The 15458-nt window shown below is 64.0% G+C and carries 17 protein-coding genes and 1 pseudogene; 7 read left to right on the forward strand and 11 right to left on the reverse strand.

The window, feature by feature from the left end:
• A partial coding sequence (locus ACFSGJ_RS00005) for a 5-deoxy-glucuronate isomerase (protein ID WP_390258346.1) occupies window positions 1–377 on the forward strand: 377 nt, incomplete at its 5' end.
• Complete coding sequence (locus ACFSGJ_RS00010; RefSeq protein WP_390258348.1) at window positions 374–1003, forward strand: SDR family oxidoreductase; 630 nt, start codon at window positions 374–376, stop codon at window positions 1001–1003. The genes ACFSGJ_RS00005 and ACFSGJ_RS00010, both read left to right, overlap by 4 nt.
• Before the next feature lie 592 nt (window positions 1004–1595).
• Here the strand turns inward: ACFSGJ_RS00010 and ACFSGJ_RS00015 are convergent.
• Window positions 1596–1934, reverse strand: a complete 339-nt coding sequence (locus ACFSGJ_RS00015; RefSeq protein ID WP_390258350.1) for a hypothetical protein — start codon at window positions 1932–1934, stop codon at window positions 1596–1598.
• Window positions 1935–1963: 29 nt separating this feature from the next.
• Window positions 1964–2410 carry an SRPBCC family protein gene (locus ACFSGJ_RS00020; protein ID WP_390258352.1) on the reverse strand — a complete coding sequence of 149 codons (447 nt, stop codon included), beginning with the start codon at window positions 2408–2410 and terminating at the stop codon, window positions 1964–1966.
• A 48-nt stretch (window positions 2411–2458) separates the two neighbouring features.
• On the opposite strand from ACFSGJ_RS00020, the gene ACFSGJ_RS00025 reads away from it, so the two are divergent.
• Window positions 2459–2821 (forward strand): ArsR/SmtB family transcription factor, encoded by a 363-nt coding sequence (locus tag ACFSGJ_RS00025; protein ID WP_390258354.1) that lies wholly within the window; start codon window positions 2459–2461, stop codon window positions 2819–2821.
• Between the two features lie 22 nt (window positions 2822–2843).
• Here the strand turns inward: ACFSGJ_RS00025 and ACFSGJ_RS00030 are convergent, their stop codons facing one another.
• From ACFSGJ_RS00030 to ACFSGJ_RS00060, 7 genes are all read right to left on the reverse strand, one after another.
• On the reverse strand, window positions 2844–3401 hold the full coding sequence (locus tag ACFSGJ_RS00030; protein WP_390258356.1) for a putative glycolipid-binding domain-containing protein: 558 nt from the start codon (window positions 3399–3401) through the stop codon (window positions 2844–2846).
• Window positions 3402–3792: 391 nt separating this feature from the next.
• Window positions 3793–4485: a hypothetical protein gene (locus ACFSGJ_RS00035; protein ID WP_390258358.1), complete on the reverse strand. Its 693-nt coding sequence runs from the start codon at window positions 4483–4485 to the stop codon at window positions 3793–3795.
• A gap of 9 nt (window positions 4486–4494) precedes the next feature.
• Window positions 4495–5472 carry a hypothetical protein gene (locus tag ACFSGJ_RS00040; RefSeq protein WP_390258359.1) on the reverse strand — a complete coding sequence of 326 codons (978 nt, stop codon included), beginning with the start codon at window positions 5470–5472 and terminating at the stop codon, window positions 4495–4497.
• On the reverse strand, window positions 5472–6005 hold the full coding sequence (locus ACFSGJ_RS00045; RefSeq protein WP_390258361.1) for a winged helix DNA-binding protein: 534 nt from the start codon (window positions 6003–6005) through the stop codon (window positions 5472–5474). The genes ACFSGJ_RS00040 and ACFSGJ_RS00045 overlap by 1 nt, the downstream gene beginning before the upstream one ends.
• Entirely contained in the window at window positions 5975–7279 is a 1305-nt protein-coding gene (locus ACFSGJ_RS00050; RefSeq protein ID WP_390258363.1) for a TRAP transporter large permease, read from the reverse strand. Before ACFSGJ_RS00050 ends, ACFSGJ_RS00045 begins: the two co-directional genes overlap by 31 nt.
• Entirely contained in the window at window positions 7279–7839 is a 561-nt protein-coding gene (locus ACFSGJ_RS00055) for a TRAP transporter small permease (protein ID WP_390258364.1), read from the reverse strand. Before ACFSGJ_RS00055 ends, ACFSGJ_RS00050 begins: the two co-directional genes overlap by 1 nt.
• 102 nt (window positions 7840–7941) lie before the next feature.
• The gene (locus ACFSGJ_RS00060; protein WP_390258366.1) at window positions 7942–8913 is read right to left on the reverse strand and encodes a TRAP transporter substrate-binding protein; all 972 of its coding nucleotides are present in this window, start codon (window positions 8911–8913) and stop codon (window positions 7942–7944) included.
• Between the two features lie 152 nt (window positions 8914–9065).
• Here ACFSGJ_RS00060 and ACFSGJ_RS00065 point away from each other — a divergent pair, with 152 nt between their 5' ends.
• Window positions 9066–12719: a hydantoinase B/oxoprolinase family protein gene (locus ACFSGJ_RS00065; protein ID WP_390258368.1), complete on the forward strand. Its 3654-nt coding sequence runs from the start codon at window positions 9066–9068 to the stop codon at window positions 12717–12719.
• A 98-nt stretch (window positions 12720–12817) separates the two neighbouring features.
• Here ACFSGJ_RS00065 and ACFSGJ_RS00070 read toward each other — a convergent pair whose 3' ends face one another.
• Window positions 12818–13708, reverse strand: a complete 891-nt coding sequence (locus ACFSGJ_RS00070) for a hypothetical protein (RefSeq protein WP_390258370.1) — start codon at window positions 13706–13708, stop codon at window positions 12818–12820.
• A 175-nt stretch (window positions 13709–13883) separates the two neighbouring features.
• Window positions 13884–14525, reverse strand: coding sequence for a nitroreductase family protein (locus ACFSGJ_RS00075; protein WP_390258372.1), 642 nt, complete (start codon window positions 14523–14525; stop codon window positions 13884–13886).
• A gap of 124 nt (window positions 14526–14649) precedes the next feature.
• Here ACFSGJ_RS00075 and ACFSGJ_RS00080 point away from each other — a divergent pair, with 124 nt between their 5' ends.
• From ACFSGJ_RS00080 to ACFSGJ_RS00090, 3 genes and pseudogenes are all read left to right on the forward strand, one after another.
• Entirely contained in the window at window positions 14650–15009 is a 360-nt protein-coding gene (locus ACFSGJ_RS00080; RefSeq protein ID WP_390258374.1) for a winged helix-turn-helix transcriptional regulator, read from the forward strand.
• Between the two features lie 97 nt (window positions 15010–15106).
• Window positions 15107–15252, forward strand: a pseudogene (locus tag ACFSGJ_RS00085) (IS5/IS1182 family transposase); the annotation flags it as partial.
• A gap of 44 nt (window positions 15253–15296) precedes the next feature.
• Window positions 15297–15422: a hypothetical protein gene (locus ACFSGJ_RS00090; RefSeq protein ID WP_390258376.1), complete on the forward strand. Its 126-nt coding sequence runs from the start codon at window positions 15297–15299 to the stop codon at window positions 15420–15422.
• The last annotated feature ends 36 nt before the right edge of the window (window positions 15423–15458 follow it).

The following is a 15458-nucleotide window of genomic DNA, read 5'->3' on the forward strand; positions in this document are numbered from 1 at the left end:
CGGTCGAGACCTCGAACAAGCGCACCATCAAGCAGTTCATCCACCCGCTGGTGATGGAGAGCTGCCAGCTGGTGCTGGGCTACACGACGCTGGAGGACGGCTCGGTCTGGAACACGATCCCGTCCCATGTCCATGACCGGCGGATGGAGGCCTATCTTTACCACGGCATGGCGCCGGAAGCCCGCGTGCTGCACCTGATGGGCGAACCGCAGGAGACACGCCACCTGTTCGTCGCCAACGAGCAGGCGGTGCTGTCGCCGCCCTGGTCGATCCATTCGGGCGCGGGGATCGGCGGCTATACCTTCATCTGGGCGATGGCCGGCGACAATGTCGATTATACCGACATGGACTTCATCCAGCCGGGGGACCTGCGATGAGCCCCTTTTCGCTGGCGGGCCGCACCGCGCTGGTGACCGGCGCGAATACCGGCATCGGGCAGGCCATCGCGGTGGCGCTGGCGCAGGCGGGGGCCGAGGTGANGGTCTTTGCCGCGGAACGGATCGACATTCTGGTGAACAATGCGGGCATCATCCGGCGCGAGGATGCGGTCGACTTCTCGGAGGCTGACTGGGACGCGGTGATGGACACGAACCTCAAGGCGCTGTTCTTTACCTGTCAGGCCTTTGCCCGCGCAGCCCTGCCGCGCGGCATGGGCAAGATCGTCAACATCGCCTCGCTCCTGTCGTTTCAGGGGGGCATCCGCGTCCCGTCCTATACCGCGTCGAAACACGGGGTCGCGGGGCTGACCAAGCTGATGGCGAATGAATGGGCGGCCCGCGGGCTCAACGTCAACGCCATCGCGCCGGGCTATATCGAGACGAACAACACCGAGGCGCTGCGCGCCGATCCCGTGCGGTCGAAGGCGATCCTCGACCGCATCCCCGCCGGCCGCTGGGGCCGCCCCGAGGACATCGCCCAGACCGCCGTGTTCCTCGCCGCCCCAGCCTCCGACTACATCAACGGCGCAATCCTCAATGTCGATGGAGGCTGGCTTGCGAGGTGAAATCGCTTCTGAAGCGGGGACGAAGATCATCAGGTCTGCAGTTGTGCCGCAGATATTGAAACCTCTATCTCGCTAGGCTTCCTAGGTGAACAGCGGAAATACTTGCTTAACAACAGCACTGAAGTGCGTGTTGAGGTTCCGTCTTGCCACATCGTCGGACGTCTTTGTCCATGTTTTGACTATCTTTCGAACGGTGCCAGCGCATCGCTGTCGTTCGTGCGCTGCGCCCGTAAGATCCGCCTTTCGCCATTCACACTGATATATAACATAACATCTATTACGTGATGCAGCGTATGAAACGCTTCGACCGACCAGCTCTGTGTCACACGCAGCAATCCGGTTGTCTGCAAAACAGTCGACGGTGACCATGTACGAAGTTTGTGCGCAATTGGTTTGCTCCCAGCGTGTTCGTTGATGTTGGAGATCCTGCGCCCGCTTAGCGTCCTGACGTATTTCATAAACCCGCAGAGCCCTACGAGGCTCACGGTCGCCTCAACCCGCCCAGTTCTGACCAGAGCGTGAGGACTTGGGCTCCTTGCGACGCGTTGCGTCCTTGTGCGGACCATTGCTGCCGGGTGAAATCGTTGCAACTTCATCCCATCTGCTCCTTGCGCAGCAGGATGACTGTTCCGGCCGGGTCCGAAGTCCAGTGTCCGGTCACGTTCGTCAGCGGCTCCAGCTCGTCCCTGCAGGGGCTTCCGAGATGTGACAATGCGGCGTCGGGATCGTCGTCGAACAGCTCGATCCAAAGGTCCGTCTGGCTTTGCTGCGGGACGCGGTCGATCCAGAGGGTCAGGCTGCCAAACGCGAACCCCGTGCTGTTGTCCAACTCCCGCGTGATTGTCAGGCGCACCTTGTCACGGTAGAAGGCCACCGTGTCTTCCCAGCGACGCAAGGGCACCTTGATGGCTATGTTTTTGCCGGGTTCCATTTGATGCATCTCCTCTTTCGGACTTCGGATTACTTGTAGAAGCCGTCCCGCAAGTTGATCCCGTGCTCCAGCCAGGCTTTCATGGCGCAGAGCATCCCCGTCCAGCCTTCGCAGTTGCCAAAGCAGGAGGTCAGGCCGGCTTCTGTTTCCGGCCAGCCGAATTCGCTGATCCGCACGAGCGTGCGCCCATCATCCAGCGGGCTGAATTCCATGGTAACGGTCGTCCAGGTGGCGGCTTTCTGGTCGGCCTCCCATTGCAGCACGATTTTGCTGTTCGGGACGACCTCCTGGACCAGAACCGGGAAGGCGCCAGGAAAATCGTGAAAATCCCACGTCACCTCCGCCCCCGGCTGCAACCGCCCTCGCGCGCCGCCGGTCGTGAAATACTGCGACAGGCGCTCGGGCGCGACCACGGCCTCGAAGACCTCTTCCACCGGCTTCGCGATCCGCCCGGCCACGGTGAATTTCAGCTCCATGATACGAATCCTCTTGGCTTCCCCTCCATAATGTTATAAAAATATAACATGTCAATCGAAGAAAAATTCGACACGCTGTTCAAGGCGCTTGGTCACCGGACGCGGCGACAGATCCTGGACCTGATCAAGGACGGTCCGAAAACGACGGGCGCTCTGTGCGAGACGCTGAGCGATCTCGACCGGTGCACGGTGATGCAGCATCTTTCACTGTTGGAAAAAGCCGGGCTGGTGGTCGTCGAACGGCGCGGTCGGGAACGCTGGAACCATCTCGACGCCCTTCCGATCCATGACGTGCAGAAGCGTTGGATCGGGCCCTACGCCGCGCATGCGATCGCCGTCCTCGGAGATATGGAGAAAATGGCGGAGATCGACGCATCACCGGCGGGCGCTGCCGACAAGAGCGATGCCTGAGTCGTCCTGGGCCGTATCATGCTTAGCCCCTCCGCTCAAAGAGGCCCTCATATCGCGTTACGAACCCGCGGTCGTCGACGTCAATCAGCGCTTCGAACCCCATGGCAAGGCCCAGGTCGCGGTAGCGGAAGCATCGGTTGTTGATACGATCATAGGCCTGGCGCGACCGTGCAACGCTGAGAGTGGCCCCATCTATGTAAGCGATGTCGAGCATTATCCTGTCGCCACCAGTCCCCATGAGCCTGCGAAGTGCGAGGGTGTTGCAGAACGGCGTAAGCGAGAGATCGACGTCGCTTGCTCCATCCAGATCGGGTCGGGTCTGTCCATTGACCGTCCAACTGGCACCCGCCCGGTCGAGACGCAGCGTTTTCTGCCCGTCAGCGCCCTCGCGCGAGACGGCGGCGCGAAGAGTCGCCCAGTTGCTGTCGAGACGCCAGTCATGATCGAGGCGACAACCTCCGTTTTCCGTCGTCAGGATCGTCCCTTTGACGAAGATCCCGTGGTCGTCTTCGGTAACCAGGAGCCGTTCCAGCCCGTCGGTGTCCAGACGCCGCCAGAAGATCGTTCTGGTGATGGCCATCACGAGTATCTCCACTTCATCATGCTGGCTCAACGACCCCACGGTCAGCATGTTCCGGCCAGGGTGTGATGGTCTGCCAGTCGCACGCCGCGGCACAGCTTTGCCCCCAATTGCTTGAGGCCGATAGGGACGCTCGGGTGATACAGGTGTTGGAGGCACGCTATGCCCATGTAGCAACCAAGAGGATCCCTGCACCGCTCCGGATCGGTCTTACCAGATGCAAGCTCCGTCAGGCAGTCTGTACCATTGGCTCATAGCACGCGTCGGTCATGCGCTGGTGCACAGCCAGGCAGGTTGCAGATCGCCGTTGTTCCATTGGTAGATGTTGCCCGCGAGCCTATCGGTCTTGTTGCAGGGGATGCGCATGACCGGTTTGCCAGTGAGGGGGGTTTCAGATGTCATCCTTCGATACAAGCCAACAGATAGGCGCGGCCAGTTCCTGGCCGCCCGGCGCAGGGCGGCGAGGACCACATGGGCAGAATCCGCCGCAGTCGATGAGGGCATCCTCCTGCCCTTCCAGCGCATTCACCCGGATGTCGGTCTTGCGCGTCGTCGGGGTGCGTCGGGTACGGGGAAGCGATACCATGTCCGGTGGCGAGGCCCCCGCGGCCGCTTCATGTCTCGCCTGAGATGTGTGCAGAGACGATGTACGTGGCGGCGCGGCAACTTGATCTCCCGCTGACACAAGCTCCCCACTTGCAGGCTCCGAAAACGCCTCCACCCGCTGCACCTCTTCTCTTTCCGGGTCTTCCTCCACTTCGGACTGCGGTATAGGTCGGGCCGGGCCGCGTGACGGGGATGGAATTTTCTTTCTCACCCCCCTGCCCTTACGCGGCAGGATGTTGTTGAGGACATCGGCGCTGTCCGGGTGGCGATCATCGAGGCAGCCCAAGGCCACGGGATCCGGCTCAAGGCGACACGGTGCCTTGATCGGGGGCTTACGACCTGTCACGTCGGGATCGACGAGGTCTACACGGCCCGTGACGACGGCCGGCCGCCAGTCGAGCGCCAGCGCACTGGGGGCCGATCTGGCCGCGGCCCTGGAGACGGTGACGCGCAATGCCGGATATGCTTCCATTTGCATGATCATGCTCTAGCGCGAGGTGGCGTCCGCCGCGATCCGGCGATACCAGCCGTTCAGCAGCAGCGGCGTCAGATACATCGGGATCTGGAAACAGCCGATGAAAAGCAGCAGATCATCCACCGTGGCCGCGGGCAGGACGCTGAGAAAAAGCGCGGCGTTGCGGTTGCCGGCGGTGATGCCGATCGCGGGCGCCGCGCGCGGGTTCCGCCGCGCGGCAAGGCGGCACGCAAGGACCTGCAGCGGCAGGTTCAGCGCGAAACAGGCCGCCAGCGTCACCGCCAGAAGCCCCGGCGCCGCACGCAGGGCCGGCCCGATCGCCGACATCAGCCCGATCACCACAAGGCCCAGGAGCAGGGCCGAAACCCCGTCGATCACGGCTGTCCTGTCCCGCGTCGCGTCCGGTCCCGCGGGCAACCGGCTGCGCAGCAGCAGTGCCGCACCCCCCGCAAGGACGATCACCGCCAGCAACCGCAGCGCCAGCCCCAGCACCGCAGCGGTTTCGCCGAAGGCGGGCATCAGGGCAAAGACCGGCACCACCGTCAGCGGCAAAAGCGCCGTGCCCAGCACCAGCTGCCTCAGGGCCGGCGCGGGATCGGCGCCCACCAGCAGCGCAAGGTTCGGGCTGCCCGTAACCGGCGCCGCCGCAAGGATCAGCACCGCACCCATGGCAAGTGGATGCTGCGCCACCCCCGCTGCGGCAAAGGTACCCGCGGCCAGCAGCGGCAGCACAAACTGCATGCCCAGCGTCAGCCCCACCGCCCGGTGCAATCCTGCCGCACCCGCCCGCAGCCCCTCGGAACCCAGCCGCAGCACGGCAAGGAACAGAAGTGCTACGATCAGCGGGGCGATCGCGCCACGCATCGCCTGCGCCAGACCGGGCAGCAGCGCACCTGCCAGAAGCCCCGCAACAAGCGCGTACCGCCCGTGCCGCGCGATCCAGGCCAGGGCCGCCGTCAGCCGGACGCCCATCACCCCGGCCCGCGTCATCAAAGCGAGGCCGCCGCGCGGGCCGCGTGGTCGTATTCGCCCGACATCGCCCGCAGCAACGTGGACAGCCGCGAAAGCTCGGCCGGGTCGATCCCCATCTGCAGCGCCGATTTCACCAGCAGCGCCTCGCGCACCTCGCGGTAGCGCAGGCAGAGCGCTGCACCCTCGGGGCTGATGCCGACCGTCTTTTCCTTGCCCTTGCGCCCCAGCCGCACAAGACCCTGCGCCGCAAGTTTCTTGATGGCATAATTGACCAGATGCGTGTCCTCGATATTGAGGACAAGACAGATGTCGGCCAGCGTCTTGGATCGGTCGCGGTGGTTCACCAGATGCAGGATCAGCACCTCCAGCGGCGACATCGGCTGTCCCGCGGCGGCCATGCAGCGCATGATCCACCTCTGGAAGGCGTTGTTCGCCATGGTCAGCGCGAACTCAAGCTCGGACAGCGCCGGAAGCGCCGAATTCGCCAGATGGGCCGAGGAAACGATCGGCCCGATCGGCGTCAGTTGCTCATCATCGTGCTGGGCAGCCATAGGGCGATCTCGGGGAAAAGGGCGATGATCGCGGTTGCGAGCACCAGCAGCAGGAAGAATGGCAGGGCGTACCAGGCGACTTCGAAGATGTTGCGCCCGCTGATCGACTGGATCACGAAGAGATTGAAGCCGACGGGCGGGGTGATCTGGCTCATCTCGACCACGAGCACAAGGAAGATGCCGAACCAGATCGGATCGATGCCTGCGGCGATGACCATGGGCAGGATGACCGAGGTGGTCAGCACCACGATCGAGATACCGTCCAGAAAGCAGCCGATCACGATGAAGAACAGCAACAGCACCGCCAGCAGCCCGAACTGCGACAGGCCCTGTTCCCCGATCCAGGCAGCGAGTGTGCGCGGGATGCCGGTAAAGCCCATGGCGACGGTCAGGAACGAAGCGCCCGCAAGGATGAAGGCAATCATGCAGCTGGTCAGCGCCGCACCCTTGAGCGAGGCGAGGAAACTGGCCCGGTCCAGCCCGCCTGTCAGACCCGCAATGGTCAGCGCGCCGGCGACGCCGATCACCGCGGCCTCGGTCGGCGAGGCAAGGCCCGCATAGATCGAACCGATCACCCCGACGATCAGCAGGATGGTCGGCGCCAGCAGCCCCAGCGCACGCAGCCGCTCGCGCCAGCCCGGCGCGGGTTCGGGCGCCGGCATCCGGTGCCGGTTGAGCCGCGACCAGATCATCACATAGCCGGAAAAGAGCACCGCCAGCAGCAGTCCCGGACCGACGCCCGCCAGAAACAGCCGCGCGATGCTTTGTTCGGTCGCGGCACCATAGACGATCAGGATCAGCGAGGGCGGGATCAGGAACCCGAAGGTGCCCGCCCCGGCCAGCGTGCCGATCGCCATGCCGGGATCATAGCCGCGCGCGCGCAGTTCCGGCAGCGACATGCGCCCCACCGTCGCCGTGGTCGCCGCCGAAGAGCCCGAAACGCAGGCGAAAAGCGCGCAGCCGAAGACGTTGACATGCAGAAGCCCGCCGGGCAGCCGCCGGGTCAGCGGCGCCATGCCCGCGAACATGTCCGATGACAGGCGCGACCGGAACAGGATCTCGCCCATCCAGATGAACATCGGCAGCGCGGTCAGGTCCCAGCCGGTCATCGCGCCCCAGATGCGGCGGGCAAAGACGGCGCCCATCGGCGCGCTCGATGCAAGCTCCATCGCCACCATGCCGACGGCCAGCAGCGCAAATCCGACCCAGAGCCCCGACAGCAGCAGCCCGAAAAGCACCACCACCAGCAGCGCCGAAAGGAGCGTGATATCCATCAGTGGCCCCCTTCGGTGATCTCGCGGTTCCGCTCGATGTCACGGAAGGGGGCGGTGCCGCGGCGGATCAATGTCACAAGTTCGTCCAGCAGTGCCAGAACGAAGATCGCAAGGCCCAGCACCATCAGCCCCTGCGGGATCCACAGGCTGACCGGCAGCATCCCGTAGGACATCGATCCGCGTTGATACGAGGTCAGCGCCTGCGCGCCCATCGCGCGGACCATGAACAGCGCAAGCCCCAGCGCCACCAGCAGGACCAGCGCCGTCGCGATCCGGTCGCCGCGCGGGCCAAAGGCCCGCAGCACCAGCGTCACGCGGATATGGCTAGCGCTGCGCAGGGCCGGCCCCAGCGCGAGAAAGGCCGCGACGCCGGACAGATATCCGCCGATCTCGGCCAGCGACGGGACGGAAAGGCCCAGCCGTGGCTGGCCAAGCGCCACCAGCACCTGATCCAGCGCCCTGCCGGACACCTGAAGAAAGACCAGAAGAGCAATGGTCGCCAGCGCGATGCAGGTGCCCGCAAGGGCCGCGCCGTAAAGAGTCTCGAGCGCCTTGCGCATCGTGCCGTCCCCATGTCTTGGCGGGTCTGACCGGCCCGACAGGCCAGTTGATGACGGGCCGGTTGATGACGGGCCGGCCCCGGCAGGGCCAGCCGCGTGCCGTTACTGGTTGCGATAGGCCTCGACCACAGCGGCGCCTTCGGGGCCGGCACTTGCCTCCCACTCGGAGGTCATGGTCTCGCCGATCTCCTGCAACCGGGCGGCCAGTGCCTCGGAGGGCTGCGAGACGATCATGCCGCCAGCCTCAAGCTCGGCAATCTTCTCGGCGGTTTCGGCACGCGACATCTCCCAGCCGCGGGTCTCGGCCTCTTCGGCGGCGGCGAGGATCGCGGCCTGATCCTCTTCGGACAGGGCTTCGAACGCGTCGGTGTTCACCACCACGATGTTCTTGGGCAGCCAGGCCTGCGTGTCGATGTAATGGCTGGTGAAATCCCATGCCTGGGCATTGGCCCCGGTCGAGGGCGAGGTGATCATCGCCTCGACGCGACCGGTGGAAAATGCGGTGGGGACGTCGGTTTCCTCGACCTGCGTCGGCGTCGCGCCCAGAAGCTGTGCCAGACGTTCGGTCGCGACGTTATAGGCCCGGAAGCTCAGTCCGGCCATCTCGGCGGGATCGGTGATCTCGCGCCGCAGATAGAGGCTCTGTCCCGGCCAGGGCACCGCGTAAAGCACCGTCAGCCCCTGTTCCGCCAGCCGGTCCGTCACCGCCTCGCGCGAGGCGGCCCAGAGCCGTTCGGCATCGTCGTAAGAGGAGGCGAGGAAGGGGATGGAGTCGAGCGCGAAGATCGGGTCTTCGTTCGCCAGCCGCGACAGCAGGAACTCACCGATCGGAACCAGCCCGTCGCGCACGGCGTCGCGGATCTCGGCGTGGCCGAAAAGCGAGTTGGCGGAATGCACGGTGATGTTCAGCCGGCCCTCGGTGGCCTCGGCCACATCCTCGGCGAACTGCATGATGTTCTGGGTGTGGAAGATGCCGTCGCCATAAGGCGTGGGCATGTCCCAGTTTTGCGCGGCCGCAGGTGCGGCAAGGGCGATGGCAGCCGCGAAAAGGCCGGCACGGGGAAAGTGCGACATGGGCAGTCCTCTCTGTTGTGTTGATGCGAACGGTTTATCCGTCCGTCTGTCTTCGATGTCCGGGGAAGGTTGACGGCTCATGTACAATTTGTCAACATTTTGTCAAAGAGGTCGGAGAGACCCCATCATCACCAACAGCGGAGAAGAATGCGATGACCCAAGCCACGGGAACCCGGGCCACTGGACGGCAGCGGTGGGACTTCTGGATCGACCGGGGCGGCACCTTTACCGATGTGATCGGTCGCGATCCGCAGGGCGGGTTGCATCCGCTGAAGCTGCTGTCGGAAAATCCCGAGGCCTATGAGGACAGCGCGATCGAGGGTATCCGCCGCCTGTTGGGCGCAGCCCCCGGGGCGGCCCTGCCCCCCGACCGGATCGGCACCGTACGCATAGGCACGACCGTCGCCACAAACGCGCTGCTGGAGCGCAAGGGCGACCGGACGATCCTTCTGATTACCAAGGGATTTCGCGACCAGCTTCGCATCGCATATCAGGCGCGGCCGGACATCTTCGCCAAGGAGATCATTCTGCCCGAGCAGCTTTATGAACGGGTGATCGAGGTCGAGGAGCGTCTGCTGGCCGATGGCAGCGTGGAGCGTCCGCTGGACATCGACGGCTTGCGCCCGGCGCTGGAGGCCGCGCGTGCCGACGGTATCGGGGCCGCGGCGATCGTCCTCATGCACGCGTGGAAGAACCCGGTGCATGAGGCTGCGCTGGCCGAGGTGGTGCGTGCCGCGGGCTTCGGTCAGGTCTCGGTCAGCCATGAGGTTTCGCCGCTGATCAAGCTGGTGGGGCGCGGCGACACTACGGTCGTTGACGCCTATCTCTCACCGATCCTCCGGCGGTACGTGCAGCGGGTTGCACGGATTCTGGGCGCGACGCCCCCGGATCAGGCGGGGCCGACACTGCAATTCATGATGTCCTCGGGCGGGCTGACCGCCGCAGACCGCTTTCGGGGCAAGGATGCGATTCTTTCCGGCCCCGCCGGCGGCGTGGTGGGGATGGTGCGCACGGCCGCGCAGGCCGGGTTCGACCGGGTGATCGGCTTTGACATGGGCGGCACCTCGACCGATGTGGCCCATGCGGCGGGCGAATATGAACGCGCCTTCGATACCGAGGTGGCCGGGGTGCGCATCCGCGCGCCGATGATGCGCATTCACACCGTCGCGGCGGGGGGCGGCTCTGTGCTTCATGCCGAACCGGGGCGGTTCCGCGTGGGGCCGGATTCCGCCGGCGCCGATCCGGGGCCGGCCTGCTACCGGCGGGGCGGCCCGCTGACGGTGACGGATGCGAATGTGATGCTGGGCAAGCTGAACCCCGAACTCTTTCCGGCGATCTTCGGCCCGGGGCAGGACCAACCGCTGGACCGCGACACGGTGGCCACGAAATTCGCGGAGATCGCCGCCCGGACCGACGGCCGCAGCGCCGAAGAGGTCGCCGAAGGCTTTCTGAAGATCGCGGTCGAGAACATGGCCAACGCCATCAAGAAGATCAGCGTTCAGCGCGGCTATGACGTGACGCGCTATCTGCTCAACTCCTTCGGGGGTGCGGGCGGGCAGCATGCGTGCCTCGTGGCCGATGCGCTGGGGATGGAGAACATCCTGATCCATCCGCTGTCGGGCCTGCTTTCCGCTTATGGGATCGGGCTTGCCTCGGTCACCGCCAGCCGACAGCAGGGATTGATGCTGCCCCTGCTGGCCGGGAACCGCGAGGCCATCGCAACGCTGGAGCGCGAATTGCGCGACCTGGTGATGCAGGAACTCGCGGAACAGGGGCTGGATGCCGCCGGGCTCGCGACGCGCACCAAGCTGCATCTGCGCTATTCCGGCACTGATACCTCGCTTGACGTCCCCTATGACGGCGACATGGTGGCGGTGCGGCAGGCGTTCGAGACGATTTACAAGGCGCAGTTCGGTTTCGTGACGCCGGACAAGGAAGTAACGGTCGAGGCTGTCGAGGTCGAGGGCGGCGAGACCGCCGCCCCCATGCCGGTGGTCGGCGGCCGGGCCGAGGGCCGCGACGTCGCGGCCGACCGCCGGGTGCGCATCTTTTCGGGCGGCGAATGGCATGAGGCCGGCGTCTACCTTCGCGCGGGGCTGGCCCCCGGCGACAGCCTGCGCGGCCCCGCGCTGATCATCGAGGCGAACCAGACAATCGTGGTCGAACCCGGGTGGACCGCCGGCCTGACGGCCGATGACCTGATCCTGATGCGCCGGCACGAACGGGCCGCCCGCGCGCAGGCGGCGGGGGCGGCCACCGCCGATCCGGTGCTGCTGGAGGTCTTCAACAACCTCTTCATGAATATCGCCGAACAGATGGGCGTGGCGCTGCAGAACACCGCGCAATCGGTCAACATCAAGGAACGGCTCGATTTCTCCTGCGCCGTTTTCGACGCCTCGGGCGCGTTGGTGGCCAACGCGCCGCATATGCCGGTGCACCTCGGCTCCATGGACCGCTCGGTGGAAACCGTGATCCGGCTGAACCGGGGGGATGTGCATCCCGGCGACGTCTTTGCCCTGAACGCACCCTATAACGGCGGTACGCATCTGCCGGATATCACCGTGGTCAGCCCGGTCTTCGACGATGCCGGGGCCGAGGTTCTGTTCTGGGTCGCCTCACGCGGGCATCATGCGGATGTGGGCGGGACGGCGCCGGGCTCGATGACGCCCCTTGCCACCACGGTGGATGAGGAAGGCGTACTGATCGACAACTTCCGTCTTGTATCGCGCGGCGCGTTCCGCGAGGCGGAGCTGCATCGCCTGCTGACCGACCACCCCTATCCCTGCCGCAACCCGGGCCAGAACATCGCCGATCTAAAGGCGCAGATCGCGGCCAATGAACGGGGGGCCGCGGAACTGCGCAAGATGGTGGCCGAATTCGGGCTGGACGTGGTGCAGGCCTATATGGGCCATGTGCAGGACAATGCCGCCGAAGAGGTCGCGCGCCTGATCGACCGGCTGGACGACTGCGCCTACAGCTATGAAACCGACACCGGCCAGGTGATCCGCGTGCAGATCACCGTCGATCGGGCCAACCGCCGGGCCAGGGTGGATTTCACTGGCACCTCGGACGCCATCGCCAACAACTTCAACGCGCCGGAGCCGGTGACGCGGGCGGCGGTGCTTTACTGTTTCCGGGTGATGGTAGAGGCGCCGATCCCGATGAACGCGGGCTGCCTGCGCCCCATCGACATCGTGATCCCCGAAGGCTGCATGTTGCGCCCGGCCTATCCGCGCGCGGTGGTGGCGGGGAATGTGGAGACCTCGCAGCATGTAACCAACGCGATCTTCGGCGCGCTGGAGGCCATCGCCAATTCGCAGGGGACGATGAACAACCTCACCTTCGGCAACGACGTCCATCAGTATTACGAGACGATCTGCTCCGGCAGCCCCGCGGGCCGGACGAATGACGGTCGGCTTTTCAACGGCACGTCGGGGGTGCATGTGCATATGACCAACTCGCGCCTGACCGACCCCGAGATCCTGGAAACCCGCTTTCCGGTGGTGCTGGAACGGTTCGCGCTGCGGGAAAGCTCGGGCGGGAAGGGCGCGGTTTGTGCCGGGGACGGCACCATCCGGACCCTGCGCTTTCTGGAGCGGATGGATTGCGCGATCCTCGCCTCGCACCGCGGCCGGCCGCCGCAGGGCGTCGCGGGCGGCGGCGCCGGAGAGCCGGGACGAACCGAGGTGCGCCGTCGCGACGGACGGACCGAGGTGCTCGCTGCCTGCGACCAGACCGTGCTGGAACCAGGAGAGGCGGTGACCGTCATCACCCCTACTGCCGGCGGCTGGGGAAAAGCCGGCTGAGGCCGTTCCCGCGACGGCGGCATGGCAGGCGGCCCAAGGCCGGACCTGCGCCGGGTCGCCGGCACTATGCCGGCTTCAAAACCGGGCAGGAGGAACGATCATGTCGTCGTATCGCACGGCCAGGCTTCCTTGAAGGTCAGCCCGGTCAACCCGCGATCGTTGTAGAATTGGTGAAACTCATCGCAGACGATGATCAAGAAAAGGCGTTGGGCTTTATGCTTGAGCGCGAACATTTTCATATTTTCTTCGGGCTGCGTCGCCAGAACAACTTCGGAGAAGTCAGTGAGAGATCCCAGAGAGAGAGTGCGATACGTTGAACGCGACATGTCCAGGTTTTCGACCACCAGAGCGGGCCTGAACACGACATACTCTTCTCCATCTATAGATACTCGAAAGGAAACCGTTTGCTCCGCTGCAAGAGGCAGGCTGTTGAACAGTCCGGCCGAGCAGCAAAGGACGCCCGACGTGACGAACGGAAAGTGGGGGCGGTATTCTTCTTTGCCGTTGGTCCACTCATAATCTATCCCCCAAGACTTCAGCTTTTCCACGTAATCTGGATTTTCATAGAATGCATGCAAGTTGAAGCTGGGTGTATGATCGGTCACATTTAGCCCCATCTTCCGGTGGTCTATTTTGCCTCTCACCCACCAGTATTTTTCTGAATTCATCTTTGGCTCCATCCCCAGATCGTGTCTCGGCCAGACGATCCGGATTCTGCCCGCCTTCGCATCAGAGATGTCATTGACGATTGGGCGCAGCTCGTCCTTGATCCTTTCTATTTCATTCAGAATTTCATCTCCAGATTGAAATTCGCCCAGACGAGCTTCAACCTTCTCAGAGTACCCGCGGATCAACGATGCGCCCGCCCCGCATGCCGCCGATGTCTGCATCTCGGTGGCGGTCGCCGGATGCGCATCAGCGGCAACTGCGATCCTGAGGCACTGGCGCGGCTGATCCGGGTCTGACGGCGTGATCCCAGTTCCGGCCAAAACACGGGTCTGCGCAACGAATGCTTTGCCCGAACGCGCCTGTCCCGATCAACATAGCTGAACAGCGGCCCGATCTCCTCGTCCTTGCCGCTTGTTATCATCCCCCGCCTTTGTCGTGCGGAGGATGCATCATGCTCTCGACCCGTTGCCGAGGTACAACTATTTCACCGGCCGGTTAAACGACCTCTGTGACCAGAGTCGCACGGGATTTCCGCACCTTGTCCATCGGCAAGAGCCAGTCAGCTTCTGCGTCGCGGTAGCCCAAAGGCATCAGCACGACAGAGCGCAAGCCACGTTCCTTCAATCCAAGGATTGCATCAACGGCTTCGGGATCAAACCCTTCCATCGGCGTGCTGTCGACTTCCTGTTCGGCTGCCGCCACCAATGCGACACCCAACGCGATATAGGCCTGCCGCGCGGCATGTGCGTAATTCATCTCGGCGTCGCGAGGTAGATAGCTGGCTTTCAGATTGTCGTAATACGCATGCAGCAGGGGCAGGTCGCCACGGGCATCGACGTTCAGCTTTACAACCTCGTCGATCCTGTCAGCTGTGTAGTTGTCCCAGGCAGCGAAAACCAGAAGATGCGAACCATCGGTGATCTGTGCCTGCCCACCTGCGGCCTCGGCGATCCGGGCGCGGACCTGCGCATTCGTCACCACGATCAGCTCGAACGGCTGTGTGCCACTGGACGTGGGGGTCATGCGGATTGCCTCGACGATGGCATCGACTCTTTCCTGCGGTACTGTTCTGGCCGGATCCATTTTCTTGGTGGCATACCGCCAGTTCAGATGATCGTTCAGGGTCTTCGTTGTCATGTTTCTGTTCCCATTGCAGGCGCCCTCAATGGGCGGTATACTTTCGTAACTGACTATTTATTGAGAACCAGCAACCGCGACAAGAAGGCACATTCCTGAAACCCGGTTTCAGACAGGGAACCCCATGCCAGACAACATCCAATGTCCCGACTGCAAACGCATCAATGAGGTTCTGTCGCGTGTTGGCGATCGTTGGAGCTTTCTTGTTGTCTTCTCGCTCGCCCGTTACGGGACGCTTCGCTTCAATGAACTCAAGCGAAGCTTGGGTATCTCGCAGCGCATGTTGAGCCTGACATTGAAACAGCTGGAGCGCGACGGCCTCGTGCACCGAACCTACCATCCTTCCATTCCGCCGAAGGTCGAATACACCCTCACCGAAACCGGGAGGTCGTTTCATGAGCCGGTGAATGCTTTGGGCCTTTGGGCACTGGAAAACCTGGACAAGATCGAAACTGCGCGCCGTGCCTACGACGAGACCGTATAAGAATAACACGCGCCCTACGCCGTTGTTGCGTTGTCCTCAGGACCCATCGATTTTTGGCAGAAGGGTATGATTCATCTCCCGAAACCAGAGCGGTGAAGTGTCTGATCTCTCTTGGCTGCGCGATGCGCGGATGGCGCGTCTGAAGCCCTTCTTTCCGAAGTCCATGGTAGGCCGCGCGTCCTGAGCGGGATCATTATCCTCAGTCGTAATGGGTTGCGATGGCGAGACGCGCCGGAGGAGTACGCTGGAGCGACAAAGCATCTTCACGAGGATGATGGCTGTCCGCCGTGGCCGGCGTGATCGCCAGCGGGGCCATGGCACCGCTTGCCGTGTTCCTCTTCACCGGCCCGGGCGAGATCGACCGGCTGCGCCTGCGGCGGTCGCGGTCTGCCCTCGCGGTGGCCGCGGAATGACCCTGTTTTCGCGCCCGCACCCCAGGCCGGAGCCGA

This window comes from Halodurantibacterium flavum (assembly GCF_042681825.1).
In the GTDB taxonomy this organism is placed as follows: Bacteria; Pseudomonadota; Alphaproteobacteria; order Rhodobacterales; family Rhodobacteraceae; genus Halodurantibacterium; species Halodurantibacterium flavum.